The 17,060-nt window shown below is 60.5% G+C and carries 13 protein-coding genes; 8 read left to right on the top strand and 5 right to left on the bottom strand.

Annotation, left to right across the window (positions count from 1 at the left end; translation table 11 throughout):
* Window positions 1-314 precede the first annotated feature (314 nt).
* Window positions 315-818, bottom strand: coding sequence for a DUF995 domain-containing protein (locus EOB49_RS09305; RefSeq protein WP_127319819.1), 504 nt, complete (start codon window positions 816-818; stop codon window positions 315-317).
* A gap of 328 nt (window positions 819-1,146) precedes the next feature.
* On the opposite strand from EOB49_RS09305, the gene EOB49_RS09300 reads away from it, so the two are divergent.
* From EOB49_RS09300 to EOB49_RS09290, 3 genes are all read left to right on the top strand, one after another.
* A complete protein-coding gene (locus EOB49_RS09300) occupies window positions 1,147-2,772 on the top strand; it encodes a glycosyltransferase family 39 protein (RefSeq protein WP_127380796.1) in 1,626 nt (541 codons plus the stop codon).
* A 188-nt stretch (window positions 2,773-2,960) separates the two neighbouring features.
* Window positions 2,961-3,887, top strand: coding sequence for a lysylphosphatidylglycerol synthase domain-containing protein (locus EOB49_RS09295; protein WP_127380795.1), 927 nt, complete (start codon window positions 2,961-2,963; stop codon window positions 3,885-3,887).
* The gene (locus EOB49_RS09290) at window positions 3,884-4,933 is read left to right on the top strand and encodes a glycosyltransferase family 2 protein (protein ID WP_127380794.1); all 1,050 of its coding nucleotides are present in this window, start codon (window positions 3,884-3,886) and stop codon (window positions 4,931-4,933) included. Before EOB49_RS09295 ends, EOB49_RS09290 begins: the two co-directional genes overlap by 4 nt.
* A gap of 261 nt (window positions 4,934-5,194) precedes the next feature.
* On the opposite strand, the gene EOB49_RS09285 is transcribed toward EOB49_RS09290, so the two are convergent.
* Window positions 5,195-5,602 carry a hypothetical protein gene (locus EOB49_RS09285; RefSeq protein WP_127380793.1) on the bottom strand — a complete coding sequence of 136 codons (408 nt, stop codon included), beginning with the start codon at window positions 5,600-5,602 and terminating at the stop codon, window positions 5,195-5,197.
* A 255-nt stretch (window positions 5,603-5,857) separates the two neighbouring features.
* Complete coding sequence (locus EOB49_RS09280) at window positions 5,858-7,738, bottom strand: cellulose synthase catalytic subunit (protein WP_127380792.1); 1,881 nt, start codon at window positions 7,736-7,738, stop codon at window positions 5,858-5,860.
* A gap of 610 nt (window positions 7,739-8,348) precedes the next feature.
* Here EOB49_RS09280 and EOB49_RS09275 point away from each other — a divergent pair.
* A complete protein-coding gene (locus EOB49_RS09275; protein ID WP_127380791.1) occupies window positions 8,349-9,272 on the top strand; it encodes a glycoside hydrolase family 26 protein in 924 nt (307 codons plus the stop codon).
* Window positions 9,273-9,405: 133 nt separating this feature from the next.
* Window positions 9,406-9,924: a DUF995 domain-containing protein gene (locus tag EOB49_RS09270; protein ID WP_127380790.1), complete on the top strand. Its 519-nt coding sequence runs from the start codon at window positions 9,406-9,408 to the stop codon at window positions 9,922-9,924.
* 83 nt (window positions 9,925-10,007) lie between these two features.
* Here EOB49_RS09270 and EOB49_RS09265 read toward each other — a convergent pair whose 3' ends face one another.
* Entirely contained in the window at window positions 10,008-10,457 is a 450-nt protein-coding gene (locus EOB49_RS09265; protein WP_023813773.1) for a DNA polymerase III subunit chi, read from the bottom strand.
* Window positions 10,458-10,485: 28 nt separating this feature from the next.
* Window positions 10,486-11,997: a leucyl aminopeptidase gene (locus EOB49_RS09260; RefSeq protein WP_127380810.1), complete on the bottom strand. Its 1,512-nt coding sequence runs from the start codon at window positions 11,995-11,997 to the stop codon at window positions 10,486-10,488.
* A gap of 352 nt (window positions 11,998-12,349) precedes the next feature.
* Between EOB49_RS09260 and lptF the strand changes: the two genes are divergently transcribed.
* The 3 genes from lptF to EOB49_RS09245 are packed head-to-tail and all read left to right on the top strand — an operon-like array spanning window position 12,350 to window position 17,054.
* Window positions 12,350-13,552, top strand: coding sequence for an LPS export ABC transporter permease LptF (lptF, locus tag EOB49_RS09255; RefSeq protein ID WP_127267686.1), 1,203 nt, complete (start codon window positions 12,350-12,352; stop codon window positions 13,550-13,552).
* Window positions 13,549-14,634, top strand: a complete 1,086-nt coding sequence (gene lptG, locus EOB49_RS09250) for an LPS export ABC transporter permease LptG (protein WP_206526097.1) — start codon at window positions 13,549-13,551, stop codon at window positions 14,632-14,634. Before lptF ends, lptG begins: the two co-directional genes overlap by 4 nt.
* A complete protein-coding gene (locus EOB49_RS09245; RefSeq protein WP_164781630.1) occupies window positions 14,634-17,054 on the top strand; it encodes an LPS-assembly protein LptD in 2,421 nt (806 codons plus the stop codon). Before lptG ends, EOB49_RS09245 begins: the two co-directional genes overlap by 1 nt.
* Window positions 17,055-17,060 lie beyond the last annotated feature (6 nt).

Below are 17,060 nucleotides of genomic sequence, written 5' to 3'. Positions count from 1 at the left end.
ATCGCGACATACTATGCTTCGCCGCTCTCACGCCGCATGAGTGACCACTCGCACATCACACGTCAATATTAGACATCACTAATTATTAAATTTCATCAAAACCGTATGGTAGGCCCATTGTCTCGACGTTCTGGCAGATAAAGTTGAATGCCATCAACCAGCGATCGGCGCACCGACGGCTCCAGCCGAACTGCTTGATGTCCTACCATAAGCGATTCGCCAGATCCCTGACAGGTGCCTTGCAATTGCAGTCCGCTCTCGAAAGCGGGATTGAGTGATTTTGTTCAACTCGTCAGGATGGGTCGGCTGCGTACCTAATTTTTGGAATCGACCAGCTTGCGGGTCTCTTCGAACTGCGCGCCCTTCGGGTTGCCCACTTCGAATTTCCGGTATTCGTCGGAAGTATCCTCGGGAGATCGCTTGAAACTGTACCATTCCCCATCCGGATCCTCGCGTTTCTCGATGTTCCCGCCCTGAATCCGGTGGCTGTAGCAGGTGCGTTTTTGCTTGCCGGTGTAGCCCTTCGACCGCCAGGCGAGTTCCATGCACATCTTACCGTTGCTGGTGACCAGCCATCTGCCCGCCGCGAAAGATGCCATGTCCGGCCCGGACGTCCAGGCCTCGAGGCGTCGATTGCCCTGTGCGAAATAGGCTGCTCCGTTTTTCCACACCCATGTGCGATCGGCGTAAAGAAGCGACAGCTCGTAGGCAGTCGGAACGGTGGCGACAACCGCTTGCGCCGGTCCGCTGTCTTTGGCGGCAGCCGCATGCGCTGTTCCCGAAAGCGCCGTCTGGCCGCAGAGGGCCAGGAGAAACATAAGCTGCGTGCAACTTGCGAACCGACGGGGTCTGTGCTGCCGGCGGTCGACGCAAAGCGGCGGCAATCTGGTCAGAGCTGTCGGTACAATTGGCGTGCGCATGCCTGTTTGGCCCAAGGAAGCACTATCAGCGCTCTGACAGCCTAGGAAACTATTTAACAGTCGCGAGAACGGTGATGTCAACCTTCGCCAAGCGGATAAACAACAACTATTCGAAACACACGCAGCCGCAATCGTCAAAATTAAGAATTGCGTCGTATATTCCTCCACCTCCGACAATCGCGCTCAAAAGCAACATCCGCAGACGTCAGGGAGGACGCGGTTTCAAATGACGGACGACCCGGAGTTGAATCAGGCCGAAGGTCAGCAATACCTGCAGTCAAGCGACCGGGAGATGGCTGCTCGCAGCACCCTGAGCCCCAACATGGCGATATTGCTGGGCATCCTGTTCATTGCGGTCGTGTTCAGGTTCCACAACATCACCTTGCCACTCGTCGATGCCTTCAGTTGGCGCGAGGTAAGCACGGCAATGATGGCCGACAATTTCCAGCAGCGCAGCTGGAACATCTTCTTTCCGGAGGTCAGCTGGACCGGACCCGGGCCAAGTTATCAGGGCCGCGAGTTCCAGATCGTCAGCTATCTGACCGCCCTGCTCTATCAACTCTTCGGCTGGCACGACTGGTTCGGCCGCATGGTAGCGGCCTTCTTCGGTCTGGTGACGGTGTTTTCGCTGCACAGGCTAACGGCCATATGCTGGGACGAGACCCACGCTCACGCCGCGGCACTTGCCTACGCGCTGATGCCGGCGGCGATCATGATCGACAGCTCGTTTCTTCCCGATCCCGCGATGCTGGCCCTGGTGACGCTCGGCGTCTGGCTGTTCGCGAAATACTGGGCCGGCGGCAGCGGCTGGCTCCTGCCGCTTGCCACGGCGAGCTTCTCGCTCGGCGTGCTGGCAAAGCCGCCGGGCCTCGCCGCCGGCGCCGTCATCTTCTACCTCATGGTTTCCTGGGTTCTTGAGAAGAAGCGAAAGCAGGCGGCCAAGGTCTTCCTGTCGGGGCTTTTGAGCTTGGCCATCATCGGCGCCTATTTCAGCTGGGCCATTTATCTCGGACGCAGCTATCCGCCGTTTCATGTCGCGGGCAGCGGCTATATCTGGGATTCCGGTTTCTGGACATTCTTCAGGAACAGCTTCTACTTCAAATCCGTATGGAATACCTCGGTCTGGTGGTTCTACGGCTATCCGTTCATGGTGCTGATCGCGATCGGCTTCTGGCTGCCGCCCAGACCCGTCGAAGCCCCCAAGCAACGCACTCTTTCGGCCATCCCTTATGTTTGGCTGGCTGCGGCCATCGTCATCTATCTGGCGGCAGCGCGCGAGATCACCAGCAATCCCTGGAACTACCACATCTTCCATGTGCCATTCGCGATGTTCTGCGGCCGCGGCGCGTTTCTCCTTGCAACGCTTGCATCGGGACCCGTTCTGTCCCCGGCGGTCGTGCTGCGCGCGATCTGCATCGCGGCCGTCACGCTGGTCTGGTCGACTTTTCCCCTTGTCAGGACAATGAAGACGCCGATCGCCATGAATGGCAAGCTGCTTGGCGACGAACTGGCGCGGTTAGCGCAGCCGGGCGACCTCGTCGTCGCCATTGCCCCCGAGGTCGGCGATCCCGTCGCCGTCTACTACAGCAGAGCGCGTGGCTGGGTGTTCCCGCCTGGCGGCGGCGATGTCGAATGGTCGAAATTCGTAGCGGACGATGCCACCGCGATCGCGCAGCTCGAGGAATTGCGCGCGCAAGGCGCGGACCTGTTCGGCACGGCCAAGAACGCCGCCGACAAGCAGGACCGGCTGTTCCTCGAGCATCATGACGGGGTCATCGACTATCTCGACAAGACCGCAACCAAGCTTGTGGATTCGGACGATTTGCTGGTCTATAGGATCAGCCGTCCATAGAACCGCGACAGTCTGGGGCTGTGGGCCTTGGACAGGATATCGTCCCGACGGTTCGGCGGCCGCGTTCTCCTGCCGAAACTCGGCAAGCCGGTGGGCCAGGCGAACCGATCCCGGACGGCGCTAGGGATACTCGGGCGCCACGCGGTGCTGCCATTTGAACTCGGCGGTGGAAACCGGCGGAGAATTGGTTGAAAAGAGCAATCTCAATAATCGTGACCCTGGCCCTACTAGCGTGGGTCGCCAGCGACTCGCGCTGGAAGATGGTGGGCGATGCTTTCGCGAGCATCACGCCCGGCGCTTTCGCGGCCGTGGCGCTTGCGCTGTTCGTCACCTACGTGCTGCGCGCGCTGCGCGTCTGCGACGAGTTCCGCGAGGAGGTGCATGGCCGTTTCGGCGCCTGCCTGCGCGTCATTCTGATCCACAATGCGATGATCAACGTCGTGCCCTTCCGCGGCGGCGAGACGGCATTTCCCCTGCTCCTGCGCCAGGTCTTCGGCATACCGATCATGCGTGCCAGCGCCTCGCTGCTGTGGTTCAGGCTGCAGGACGCCTTCGTCGTCGGCGTGCTGGCCCTGGCTGTGTGGCCGGGCCTGCATCCGGCGATAAGAATCGCGGGCGTGGCCGCGGTAATCGCTGCCGCCTGGTGTCTGCCGCGCTGGGCGCGTGCGCCGCATGACTGGGCAGGCCGCGGCAAGATCGTGGCAAAACTCGGCAGGGTGCGCGATGTCTTCACCGAGGCGACCGGCCGATCGCGCTATGGCTGGTGGTGGACGATCGCCAATTGGTCGCTGAAGCTCACCGTACAGGGATGGTTGCTGGCAATGCTACTGGGGACATCCTTTTCGACCGCCTTTCCAGGCGTCGTCGGGGCCGAAGGCGCCGCCATACTACCGGTGCAAGGCGTCGCCGGCTTCGGCACCTACGAAGCGGGTGCAGCGGCGGCGCTGCTCACCTCCGGCATCGCCATGAAGAGCGGCCTTCAGGCAGCGCTGGCATTGCATCTGTTCATCTTCTGCTCGGCAATCGCCACGGGTGCGATCGCCTGGCTGTTTCCCTCGAAATCGACACTGCCGGGGAACCCGGCCGTCGGCCCTGCAAGGAAGCCATCCCTATGAGCGTATTGCCCATCCCTGCTTCGGGACTGCCTGACGGCGCGGTGTTGCCGGACCATACACTGTCCATCGTCGTGCCCATGTACAACGAGGCCGAAAACGTCGAACCGCTGCTGGTGCGGATTCACCAGGCGATGGAACGCTACGGCCAGCCGTGGGAGGTCGTGCTGGTCGATGACGGCAGCACCGACGCGACGGTGAGCGAGATCAGGCGCCTGGCGGCGCATTACGGCCCGCATGTGCATGCGGTCGAGTTGGTGCGCAACTACAAGCAAACCGCCGCGATGCAGGCCGGCATCGACGCGGCGCGCGGCGACGTCATCGCCACGATCGACGGCGACCTGCAAAATGATCCCTACGACATTCCGCGTATGGTCTACCGCCTGTTGAGCGAGGATCTCGACCTGGTGGTGGGCTGGCGCAAGGATCGCCAGGAAGGTTTTTTCATGCGCAGGCTGCCCTCGCGGATCGCCAACGCGCTGATCGCGCGCGTCACCGGGGTGCGCCTCAAGGACTATGGCTGCAGCCTCAAGGTCTATCGCGGCAACGTCATCCGCAGCGTCAAGCTCTATGGCGAGATGCACCGCTTCATCCCGGCATGGCTGGCCACGGTGACGACCCCCAGACGCATCGCGCAGGAAGTGGTGACGCATCACGCCCGCATCCATGGCCAATCCAAATACGGCATTTCGCGCACCTTCAGGGTCGTGCTCGATCTGGTCTTCATGTACTTCTTCATGCGCTATCGCACACGGCCCGGGCACTTCTTCGGCGGCATCGGCATCGTGCTTGGCGCGCTGGGTTCGCTGATCCTTGCCTACCTGCTTTGCCTGAAGCTGCTTTTTGCCGAAGACATTGGAACGCGACCGATGCTGTTCACCGGCTTCTTCCTGCTCATCGCCGGGGTGCAGATGGTGACGTCGGGCGTGCTGGCTGAAATGCTGGCACGGGTCTATCACGAAGCGAATGGAGCATCGGCCTATGTCGCGCGGCCACAGCCGGCGCGCAGTGACAATGACGGCTGGCTCCGCCCGAGCCGGCCATCATGAGATGATCGGGACGCCATCGAGGCTCTCCGTCCCCAGCGTTGACCGGGGCAGTGGCTTCATCGATAGCTTGCTGGGAGGGATTTTGGTTTAAGGCCGACGGCGGACTGGCAGGGTTCATTGATCCCAGGAATGGCGGCCTGAGGGCAAGAGGCAAGGCGCAACGTCTGCGCCAACCTCTCGCCCTCGACTCGCGCCCCCTGGCGAAGACAAGAGCGGCGGATCCTTCATTCAAATCGCGCCGCCACTTTTAGGTCCGATGGTCTAGTAGCGCGAACGGCAGCTGGCGCGCTGGCCGAAACCGCTCGGGCCACAAATCCAAGGCGAACGACCCAGGAACGGGCCGCCATTGCCCAGACGGTAGGAGACCTTCACCGGCGCCGGCCTTCCGACCCGCTGCGGCCGCACGAAGGCCGCATAGGCCTCCTCCCTCGTACGCGTCACCATGGTCGTCTGTGTGAGCGACTTGCGGTTGAACAGATGCAGCCGCTTCTTCTTGACGTCGTGCACCTTCTTGCCGTGCGTATGCACCACGGACTTTGTGCCGATCGAACTGGTCTTGGTCGCGTCCTTGCTCTGGCAACCTGAGAGTATCGAGATCAATGCAACGGCGGCGAATGCACAAGCATATTTCGTGCCGATCCTTGCCATTCTTTCCATAACTTTGTTCATCATTGTCCCCTACCACGAATATAATTCGTTGCAGCGCGGAGATCTATTTGCTTTTTTGGCTTCCGCGCCACGCGAGCAGCTTATCGCCGCTCACATCATGGATTGTATATTAGGGGAAACTTATTAAAGATCATGCAAACGACACGATGAACGCGGCCTTTCGGCAATCGATCGGATATAATTAAAGTTTGACCTTTTGGGCTCGTGCCTGCAGCCGTCCAGAGTGCCGGCCCGCTACGCGGACGCGTCCAGCATTCAGCGCCGCGTTTCCCAACCTGGATCGAAGTAGAAATTGCGGCCACCGATGTTGCCCTGGCCAGCGCCGGAAACCACATAGGCGATGCGCACGATGCGCAGGCCACCGGCGCCCTGCTGCAGTCCGTAGACGCCTTCCATGCCGCGATCGTAGAAGCCCGCGGCGGGCACGATCAGCGCCAGCACGGCAAGCGACCCCTGAAAGGCGACTTTCGCCGCATTGGCGCGCAACGGAATCCTGTTTTCGATGACGTGCCTTACGACAATCACAACAACCAGCAGCCCGTAGAGGAAGGCGTTGAAGGCGGCGAACCAGTAGAAGCCGGTAGCATCGAAGGGGTGCTCAACGAGCAGGACAGGCAGTGCCGCGCCGATGGCCAGCGCCACATAGGGAGTGAGGGCGCGAGCCGGCAGAAGGTGCTTGGGGCCGCTGCCCTTGGGCGTGACGCGGAAATCGACGAATGATTTGGTCAGATAGTCGCGGATCGACGACAACGTGCCGGCCAGCACCCAAGGCCAACGCGCGAAGAAGAGGAACAGCGTGCCTTCCCAGCTGATCGTCTTGGCCGTCATCGGGCGCGAGAGGCCGAACGCCTTCAGCAGCATCACCAGGCCAACCAGCGCGACCGCGTTCGGCAGATAGTAGAACAAAAAGTCGAGATACATGACATTGGCGAAGTTGCGCCCGGTAGACAGCGCATAGACCGGCATGAGGTACATCAGCAACGCAAAGACGGCGAACAGCGGATACCAGAGCTGGCAAAAGAGGAACTGGAATCTCAGCCGCGGCGACAGCTTTGGGAGATAGCTCGGCGAATATTCGAGCAGGATCGTCATCAGACTGCGCGACCACTGGAATTCCTGGGTGATGAGGTCGGCGAAGGTCTGCGGGCCATCGCCATGGGCGATGGCGTCGAGCGCATGCACGCCGTGCCATCCGGCCGCGTTGATCAACATGGAGGTGGAGTGATCTTCCGCCAGTTCAGGACCGAGACCGCCCGCCTGCTTCAGCGCCTTGGTCCGCACGGCATAATGCGAGCCGATGCAGAGCGGAGCTCCACCGCCCGTATGGCCGGACTGCAGCGGTCCGTGAAACATCCCTTCCGGAAACAGCCTGCCGCGCGCCGCCCAACTCTCGGCGGCGTTGTTGTCGCAGATGCTCGGCGCCGAGACATAGCCAACCGAGGGATCGGCGAAGGGAAACAGGATCTCCCTCAGATAGGTTGGCGTCGGTACATGGTCCGCATCCATCTGGGCGACGAAATCGTAACGCTCGTAGCCATAGTGGTCGTAGAAGAACGCCAAATTGCCTTCCTTGCAGCGCGTCCGGCGTGGCCATGTCGTGCGGTGATAGTCTTGCCTGCCGCGCCGCGTCGAAATCATCACGCCGTGAGCGTCGCACCAGCGAACTGTCTCTTCGGAGGGATCCTCGTCGGCCAGCCAGGTGTCGTGCGGGTAATCCTGTGCCAGCATCGCTTCGAGCGTGCGCGCAACGACGGCAAACGGTTCGGAGGGGGCCTTGGTGACCACCATCGCGACCCGCGAACGCTTCGGGATCGTGTGAAGCTTGGACGGTTTTTTCGACGCATGCACGTTCAAGAGAAAGTACAACGGCATGAGCGTGAGCCATACCAGGATGAGTGTTGCGAACGTGTATGGCCCGAGATGTTCGACATGCTCCGGCTTCAGCCACCAGATCCAGAAAAACCCGAGTGTGCAGAACCAGAAAGCCAGCGCCAGTCTCAGGATCCATTGCTGAATGGCCGACAGCACGGGCACCAGAAAGGGTCCCTTCTGCGCAGTGACTGCCAGAGCCGCCTCAGATTGATGCGCCCGTCTGCTCTTATGGCCGACGACGCCATCATGCACGGAAGCACTCATACACTTACTCGCCCGCCACTTTGGGCTTCCGCCGACAAGGTGGCTGGAAGCTCCCAAAATCCCAGGATTAGAATTAGCTAATGCTTTCTTAGCGTCAACTAAATTAATTGTTTGTTGAAATGATTCTTGAGATTTGGTTAACCTAACGCGTATCGGGGGAGGAATAGCCGCTACCGAGCAGTCAGTCTGGCGGCGAGCCGGCAAACTCTTTGGTGCTGGAAATTCACCGACGGGTCGAGGCAGTCGGAGGGGATCCGGCCAAAGCCGTTAACCATGTTGCGGTCGTCAAGGTTAAGCAACCGTTAATTGTGCTTGACTCTTGGCCCTGACCGGCTCTTAAATTAGCCAGGGATGATATATCGGGATTTTGACGCGAATTTGTGAGTATCGCGGCGAACTTTCTCTCGAACGCCCCCTGTATAGGGGCTTGAGAGGTAATTTTGGGTGGCTCTGTGCCAGGTTCGCACATCCGCCAATGGGGTCGCTCCGAAATCCCGCAGATTCTGCCAAATAGAGCCGATCGGTTTTTGGGTAGTCGTGTCGATCAGGCATCGATGCGCACGGGCGAAGCCTTAACTTCCGAAAGAGGTTGGGGCCATGGGAGATCGACATGAAATACTCCACAGTAAAAGCACTCGCAATCGCGCTGGCATTGGGCGGAAGCGCCGCGTTCCCCACGGCAGGAGGCGCTGGCTCGGTAGCCGCGACGGACCCCTTCCAAACGAGCAGCGCTGCGTCGGCGTTCGGTTCCTATGATCCCTACGGCGACTTCAGCACCGACAAGAGCGCCAGCATCGAAGAGCTGTTCCTGCCCTGGGAAGACGTCGATCTGTCAACGCTGCCGCTTGCCGACGCCTATGCGCTGCAACGCGGACGTTCGCTGCTGATTACGGTTGAGCCGTGGACCTGGTCGAAGGACTGGCGCATCACCCCGCCCGAATTGCGCGACGGCATTTTGAGCGGCAAATATGACGCCAACATGCAGGCAATCTGCGGCCTGGTGGGACAGATGAAGAGCCCGGTGACCATTCGCTGGGCTCAGGAAATGGAAGACAAGAACGGCCGCTTCACTTGGGCCAACTGGGCTCCCAAGGACTGGATCTCCGCTTACAAGCGCGAGGTGGATATCTGCCGCAAGGCTGCCCCCGCCGCCAAGTATATGTGGTCGCCCAAGGGCGAAGAGGGTCTGGAAAAATACTACCCCGGCGACGACTATGTCGACGTCATCGGCCTGTCGGTGTTCGGTCTGCAGAAAAAGGACAATGACGAGGCCGGTCATGACCGTACCTTCGCTGAGCTGCTGAAGCCCGGCTATGACCGCGTTGCAGTGTTCAACAAGCCGATCGTCGTTGCGGAACTCGGCTATGTCGGAAAGCAGGACTATGTCTCGAAATGGCAGGAAGATTCCCGCAAATCCTACGCGGAGTTCCCGGCGCTGACTTCGGTCGTCTACTTCAACCAGAAGGAAGTGTGGCCGTGGCTGGGTGGCTATGGTCTGCCCGACTGGAGGGTGACCCAGCACGTCCTGCCGTAGACGCATCGTGCTGATCGATCCCGACGCGATCGGGATCGATTTCCAATCTCCTTGTTTGATCATGATCCATCTCGAACCAGCGGTTCGGGATGAGGGTTGAGGCGTGGCGTAAATCAGTCTGTGGAGAAGTTTCGTGAAACGGGTAGTGGGAAATTATCTCGGAGCGGCATTCGCCTGCTCCGTTCTTGTTCTTGCCTTTCAGGTTCCTGCGACGGCCAAGACGGCGACAAGGATCGTCGAGCAGGCGCAAAAAGCCACGGTCGTTCCTGACGAAGGCGTCTACCAGATTTATCAGAACCATTCGTGGCTGTGGGGCAAGAAGGGCGCCGGGTTCTTTGCCGTCAAGCAGAGGCAGTTCGATGCCTGGACTCACGACAAGGGCAAGTCGGGCTATGGCGACGGCATGTGGTTCATTCCCGGCGGCGGCAAGCTCTGCTACCGCGCGCAATGGCATGGCTCCTGGGGTGTGAAGGGCTCGATGACCTGCTTCGAGCATCGCCAAGTGGGCAAGGTTATCTACAAGCGTAAATCGCCTGATGGCGAATGGTACGTTTTCAAGAGCCCGCATCGAAACCGGTCGGACGAGTCGATGAAATTGAAATACGGCGACTACGTCACAACGAAAATGAACCGGATCAAGGCAAAGCAGTAGATAACCGGATCGAGGCAAAGCAGTAGATATTGTCGTGACACGCCACAGGTCAAGCATGTCGCCTGACGTTCAGGCGACCTGCCTTAAGCCTTGCGCTCCCAGCGGCGATCTGGCGTCTGTTGCCAGTAGGTGACGGCGTGGCCAGCGCTCTTCATCACCTTCCAGTGCCCTCGCGCCGCCTCGAGTTGGGCGGCATCGTGGCCATCGAACAGGAACACCGCGCGCTCGTAGCCGCCAAGGTCAGGCGGCACCGCACCGTCGACCAGGAACCTAATCTTGGCGTCGTTGGGATTGCCGTCGCCGGTGGTCAACAGAATCGGCTGTTCACCGGGATGAGCCTCACGATCGGTTGCGTGCGCCAGGAACGAATCGTCGCGGAAGGTCCACAGATGCTGGTCGAGCGCATCGCGGCGTTCCTCGGTGCCTGTCTGCACCACGGCGCGCCAGCCACGGTCGACGCTGCGCTCCAGGAGGCCTGGCAGCGCATCCTCCAGCGTCGATTCGGTCAGGTGGTAGAACAGGACGTCGGCCATCGCTTCAGCCTATAGTGATTGAACCCGTTCATTGCTCATAATTATCGCGCACCAGCCGGTCGAGCAGCCTGACGCCGAAACCGGAACCCCAGGACTGGTTGATCTCGTTCGACGGCGCCCCCATCGCCGTGCCGGCAATGTCGAGATGAGCCCATGGCGTATCCTTGACGAAGCGCTGCAGAAACTGCGCCGCAATGGTGGCGCCACCAAAACGGCCGCCGATGTTCTTCATGTCGGCGTTCTTGGAATCGATGAGCTTGTCGTATTCGGCACCGAGCGGCATGCGCCACAGCCGTTCCTGCGTCGCCTGCCCCGCCGCCGACAACTTTTCCGCCAGTTCGTCATTGTTGGAAAACAGGCCGGCATAATGTTGGCCGAGCGCCACCATGATGGCGCCGGTCAGCGTCGCCAGATTGACCATGAATTTCGGCTGGAAGCGGTCGTTGCAGTACCACAACGCATCGGCCAGCACGAGGCGGCCCTCGGCGTCGGTATTGAGCACCTCGATGGTCTGGCCCGACATCGAAGTGACGATATCACCGGGACGCTGGGCATGACCGTCGACAGCATTTTCGACCAGTCCGATGATACCGACGACATTGGCTTTCGCCTTGCGGGCCGCCAGCGCATGCATCAGGCCGGTGACGGCGGCGGCACCGCCCATGTCGCCCTTCATATCCTCCATGCCCGAGGCCGGCTTTATGGAATTGCCGCCGGTGTCGAAAGTGACGCCCTTGCCGACGAAGGCGATCGGGCTGTCCTTCGGCTTGCCGCCGTTCCACTGCATGATCGCCATGCGGGCGCCGCGCGGCGAGCCTTGCGCGACACCGAGCAGCGAGCCCATGCCGAGCTTCTTCATTTCCTTCTCAGCCAATATCTCGACCTTGACGCCTAGCGCCTCGAGTTCCTTGGCGCGGGCAGCGAACTCGACCGGCCCAAGCACGTTTGCCGGTTCGTTGACGAGGTCGCGCGCCAGCAGGACGCCGTCTATCACCGCCTCGGCATCGGCGAAGGCCTTCTTCGCAGCGGCCGGATCGGCGGTGTGGATGGTCACCTTGACCGGCTTCTTCGGCTCTGCCTTGCTGTCGTCCTTGTCCTTCCTGGTCTTGTACTTATCGAAGGAATAGCTGCGCAGGAGAATGCCCGCGGCAAGGTTTGCCGCATCCTTCGCACTCGGCGAGGCGCCGGCCACATCGAGGACCACCGCCACTTCGGTCGCCTTGCGCAGCGACGCGGCAACGGTGCCGCCAAGCTTCAGCCACGCATATTCGTCCAGTCCCGACACCTTGCCGGTGCCTATTGCTACGAGTCTGTCGAGCGACGCTCCCTGCGGCGCCAGAACTTCCACCGTGCTGGCGAACTTGCCCATGAACTCAGCCACGGGAAAGGCCCGCTCCAATGTCTTGCCGGGATCGCCGGCCTTGGCGACGTCGCTCAGGCCGCCCTCGTCCGCCGCGAACACGAAGACAGTGCCCTTCTTGTTTACCGCGCTCTGGGACCCGGAAAATTTGGCGAAGGCGATCGACGGTCTTTGATTCATCATGTCCTGCTTTCAGGGAATGCGCGACTTTTGGGGAAGCGGTTCGAAACGATGCGCGACATTTGGTCGTTTTCCGGCATTTGGCAAGACTTTGCCGAATTGGCATCCCATATGACCTATGGAATCGATGACGATTCGTCGCGGCACGGCCCCGCTTTTTGCCGCAACCTGTTGTTAACCATCGATGTTCGCCCTTTCTTATCCATTCCCGCCGACACTCCGCCCAGCCGGGGGGCGTAATGTGGGACAGAACCCGGATCGACCATCTGATGGAGCCAGTTGTGCAGGCGCTGCCGGACAGCTACCTTGTTCGGTGGCATGATGCCGTTCGAAAAAATCGAGAAAAGCCTTCATGAAGGTCGTTGAACGCTACATCATGCGCCGCGCTTTCGTGGTCTTCATGGCCGCTCTTGTGTGGACGCTGGCGATCGTGTGGACGACACAGGTGCTGGCAAAGATCGATCTGGTGACAGACAGCGGCCAGTCGGCGTTGACCTTCTTCGAAGTCGCCGCCCTCATCCTTCCGTCCATCATCCCGATCGTGGTGCCTTTTGCGCTGGTGGTAGCAGTCGCACAGACACTCAGTGTGATGAATTCGGATTCCGAACTCGCCGTCGTCAACGCCGCGGGGGCCTCGCGCTGGACGATCGTACGGCCGATCATGTTGCTGGCGCTCGCCGCCGCCGTTTTTTCCTTTGCCGTCGACAACGGCATCGACCCTTACGCACGGCAGAAGAACCGGGCACTGGTGGCCTCGTCGCGCGCGGATCTGTTGTCGTTGATCATCCAGGAAGGCACCTTCCGCAAGATTGACGACGGGCTGTTCCTGCAGATCGGTGAGCGCCTTCCCGACAATCGGCTGGGTGGCATTTTCGTCGCCGATTCGCGCGAGGAAGGCGTCAACCTCGTCTACTACGCCAAGACCGGCAGCATCGTCGAACGCGGCGGTGAAAAGGTGCTGATGATGAATGACGGCGTCATCCATCGCAAAACGCTGACCGGCGATCTCTCCGTCATCCGCTTTACCTCCTATGCCTTCGACATGTCGGCCTTCATGGCGGCGGCTTCGGCGGTGACGCTCCTGCCCAAGGACCAGACGACGCAGTACCTGCTCAACCCGGGCGCCAACGACAAGTACTATCAGCAGAACCCCTACGAATACCGGGCCGAGGTCAACCAACGGTTCTCGGAATGGACCTATTCCATGGTTTTCGCGCTGATCGCGCTTGCGGTCGCCGGGGATGCGCGCTCGCACCGCGAGGCGCGCGTCAATCCGCTGATCACGGCGATCACGATATCGCTGTTCGTGCGTTGGCTGGGCTTTTTTGCCGCCAGCAAGGCGGATGAGGTCCCGCAATATGCGTATATGGTCTATGGCGTGCCGATCGTGGCTTCCGCGGTGGCGATCTGGTTCATCGTCTCCAACCGAACACTGGAACTGCCGGTGACCTGGGCGGACTGGATGACAAACTTCGCCACGCGCATCGCTGACAGCTGGAATGCTTTCAAATTGCGTCTGTCCAGGCGCGGCGCATCAGGGCAAGGGGTCGGCTGATGGGCTGGACACTGGGCCGCTACTTCTTCTTCCGCTATGTGACGATCACCATCTGGTTCTTCATCGGCCTCCTGGCACTGGTGTTCCTGATCGACTTCACCGAGCTGTCCGGCCGCACCACCGGCCTGCCCGGCTTCACCTACGGCACGGCGGTAGCCATTTCAGGCCTCCGTATGCCGATGATCATGCTGCAGACGGTGCCGTTCGTCGGTCTCTTCTCGGCGATGGCGACGCTGGTGTCGCTGAACCGGCGCTACGAGCTGGTCATCGCCCGTTCCGCCGGTGTTTCCGCCTGGCAGTTCCTCTTGCCCTGCTGTATCGGAGCCTTGCTGTTCGGCGTCCTGTCGGTTGGCGTCATCAATCCACTCGCCGCGCACGCATTCTCCTGGTCCGAGCAGATCGAAACCCAGCTGCGTTCCGGCAAATCGAATACGGTCTCGGCCGATGCCGCGCCCTGGATCCGGCAGAAAACCAGTTCGGGCGACACCATCATCGGTGCGCGGGCCATCCTGAACCAGGGCCTGGAAATGGCCGATGTCGTATTTTTCATTCTCGACCCGCAAGGCAACATCGTCGAGCGCAAGGACGCCGCCCGTGCCTTCCTGCGCGACGGCTATTGGGAATTGCAGGACGTCAAGACATTCCAGAACGGCACGATCCAGGCATCGGCAACCGATCGCGTACCGACCAATCTAAAGCCCGAATTCGTGCAAGAGCGGCTGGCGCGCCCCGAAACCATCCCCTTCTATGACCTGCCCGGAAAGGTCGAGGTTGCCCGCTCCTTCGGCCTCAAGGCAAATGCTTTTGCCATGCAGTTTGATTCGCTCGTGGCGTTGCCGTTCCTTCTCGTCGCCATGACGCTGATCGCGGCAACGGTTTCAATGCAATTTGCTAGGATGGGACAGTCGGCGACGATGATTCTGGGTGGCATCATCGCTGGCTTTCTGCTTTATGTCGTTTCGGTGCTGGTGAAGGCATTCGGCGTGGCTGGATTCGTGCCGACTGTCGTAGCCGCCTGGGTACCGGTCATGGTGGCTATGTTCTTCGGGGTGACTTTCCTGCTATACAAGGAAGACGGCTAGTGAGGGAGGCGTTTTTGCCCAGCAACAGGCAGGCCGGTTTGGCGCGCCTCTATGCGGCGACCGCCTTGGCGTGCGTGCTTGCCTACGCCGTTCCGGCACCGGCGCTTGCACAGGACGTCGGCGACGTGGCGACATCGGTTCCAGCCGGCTCACAAATGCTGCTGGCTGCCGATACGCTGGTCTACAACAACGACAACCAGACCGTGACCGCCGTCGGCGGTGTGCAGATCGACTATGGTGGCAATCGCCTTGTCGCCCAGCGCGTCGAATACAACCGCAACACCAAGCGGATGGTCGCGAGCGGCAACGTCGAAGTCATCAACAGCGACGGCACCAAGATCAATTCGCAACATATCGACATCACCGATGACTTCGCCGACGGCTTCGTCAATGCGTTGCGGGTCGAAACCATCGACAAGGCCTATTTCGCCGCCGAAAGCGCAGAACGCATGGGCGGCGTGCTGACCACCTTCCACAATGGCGTCTACACCGCCTGCGAGCCGTGCGAGGATAAGCCGGACAAAGCGCCGACCTGGCGCGTCAAGGCCAAGAAGATCATCTGGAACGGCGAGAAGAAGACGGTTCGCTTCGAGAATGCGAATTTCGAGTTCTTCGGTTTTCCGCTTGCCTATCTGCCTGCATTCGAAATTGCCGACCCGACGGTAAAGCGCAAGAGCGGCTTCCTGATCCCGAGCATCATCTACAAGAGCGATCTCGGCGTCGGCGTGAAAGTCCCCTATTATCTCGCATTGGCGCCGACCTACGACCTGACCGTCACCGGCACCGGCTATACCAAGCAGGGTTTCCTCGGTGAGGCCGAGTGGCGTCAGCGCTTCGACAATGGCGAGTACAGCTTGAAGATCGCCGGGATACACCAGCAGAATCCCGACGCCTTCCTCGACACCACTGCCTTCCCATCCAGCTCTGGCCACAACGTCAATTCGGGCAGCGCCGGCGATCCCAACAAATTCCGCGGCATGATGGGTACCCAGGGGCAGTTCGCCATCAACTCACGCTGGAACTTCGGCTGGAACGTGCTGCTGCAGACCGACAAGAACTTCTCGAACACCTACGGCATCGACAAGTACAATAGCAGCGTCCACCAGTCGTCGGTCTACTTGACGGGTCTCAACGGCCGCAACTATTTCGACGTGCGCGCCATGCATTTCGATGTGCAGGAAGATACGCCTGACGACAACGCCTCTGCGCGAAGCGGACAACAGCCTTGGGTGCTTCCGTCGCTCGACTATGCCTATATTCCTGATGCGTCGGTGGCCGGCGGCCAGTTGTCGCTCAATGTCAACGCGCGTGTCATCCGCCGCGACGAGCTCGATGATACTTTCTCCACCCCCATACAGCGTGTCCCTGGTATCGAAGGCGAATCCGGCCGTCTCACCGCCGAGGCCGAGTGGAAGCGGAGCTTCGTCACAGATGGCGGGCTGGTGCTGACACCATTGCTCGCGCTGCAGGGCGATGTGGACTACCTCAACGCGTCGTCGGCTTCGCTAAACGCCGTCAACCAGATGGCAGCAAATTTGAGCGAGCAGGCCGATATGCGCTCGTCATTTGCCCGTTACATGGCAACCGCAGGCCTCGAGATGCGTTGGCCGGTGCTGTTTTCTATGGCCAGCGGGTCCAGCCACGTTATCGAGCCAATGGCGCAGGTCTTCATGCGCCCGAACGAGCAATATGTCGGCGGTCTCGCAGTACCCAATGAAGACGCCCAAAGCATGGTCTTCGACGCGACCACCTTGTTCGAACGCGACAAGTTCTCCGGTTACGACCGCGTCGAAGGCGGTTCGCGCGCCAATGTCGGCTTCCGCTATTCCGGCTCGTACAACAATGGCTGGGGCACCAATGCCATTTTCGGCCAATCCTATCAGATCGGCGGCGAGAACTCGTTCGCCGCGCCGGATCTGGTCAATGTCGGCGCCAACTCCGGCCTCGACACGGCCAAATCCGATTATGTCGGCCTGTTCGGCATCAACAGCCCCAACGGCTTCGCGGCCTCGGTCAGCGGCCGTTTCGACGAACAGAGCTTCGAGGTTCGCCGCGCCGAGGTGAAGGCCGCCTATTCCGGCCTGCCTGTGTCGCTGAGCGCCAAATACGCCTTCATCCAGGCCCAGCCACTGTACGGCTTCACCACCGACCGCCACGAAGTCACACTTGGTGCATCCACGCATCTGGCCGAAAACTGGCGCGTCTTCGGCACAGGAACCTACGACCTGCAGCAAAGCCTGCTGGTCAAGGACGGTGTCGGCTTCGCCTACAACGATTCCTGCTTCACTTATCTGATGACCTACTCGCAGTCGCGCGATCTGAACACCAGGGAGGTGTCGCAGACCATCGGCTTCAATCTGTCGTTCCGCACCCTCGGCGAATTCGGCTCGTCGACCAGTGCCATCGACACGATCCAGTAACAATCG

Source organism: Mesorhizobium sp. M7A.F.Ca.MR.148.00.0.0, assembly GCF_003997735.1.
Lineage (GTDB): Bacteria > Pseudomonadota > Alphaproteobacteria > Rhizobiales > Rhizobiaceae > Mesorhizobium.
Note: the sequence above shows the minus strand (reverse complement) of the source record. Positions and strands in the feature narration are given on the sequence as shown.

Bases quoted from the DNA above. Each gene is read 5' to 3' on its own strand.
- lptF (WP_127267686.1), top strand. From the start codon at position 12,350: ATGAAGGTCGTTGAACGCTACATCATGCGCCGCGCTTTCGTGGTCTTC.
- EOB49_RS09285 (WP_127380793.1), bottom strand. From the start codon at position 5,602: ATGAACAAAGTTATGGAAAGAATGGCAAGGATCGGCACGAAATATGCT.
- EOB49_RS09305 (WP_127319819.1), bottom strand. From the start codon at position 818: ATGTTTCTCCTGGCCCTCTGCGGCCAGACGGCGCTTTCGGGAACAGCG.
- EOB49_RS09265 (WP_023813773.1), bottom strand. From the start codon at position 10,457: ATGGCCGACGTCCTGTTCTACCACCTGACCGAATCGACGCTGGAGGAT.
- EOB49_RS09300 (WP_127380796.1), top strand. From the start codon at position 1,147: ATGACGGACGACCCGGAGTTGAATCAGGCCGAAGGTCAGCAATACCTG.
- EOB49_RS09290 (WP_127380794.1), top strand. From the start codon at position 3,884: ATGAGCGTATTGCCCATCCCTGCTTCGGGACTGCCTGACGGCGCGGTG.
- EOB49_RS09280 (WP_127380792.1), bottom strand. From the start codon at position 7,738: ATGAGTGCTTCCGTGCATGATGGCGTCGTCGGCCATAAGAGCAGACGG.
- EOB49_RS09275 (WP_127380791.1), top strand. From the start codon at position 8,349: ATGAAATACTCCACAGTAAAAGCACTCGCAATCGCGCTGGCATTGGGC.
- EOB49_RS09260 (WP_127380810.1), bottom strand. From the start codon at position 11,997: ATGAATCAAAGACCGTCGATCGCCTTCGCCAAATTTTCCGGGTCCCAG.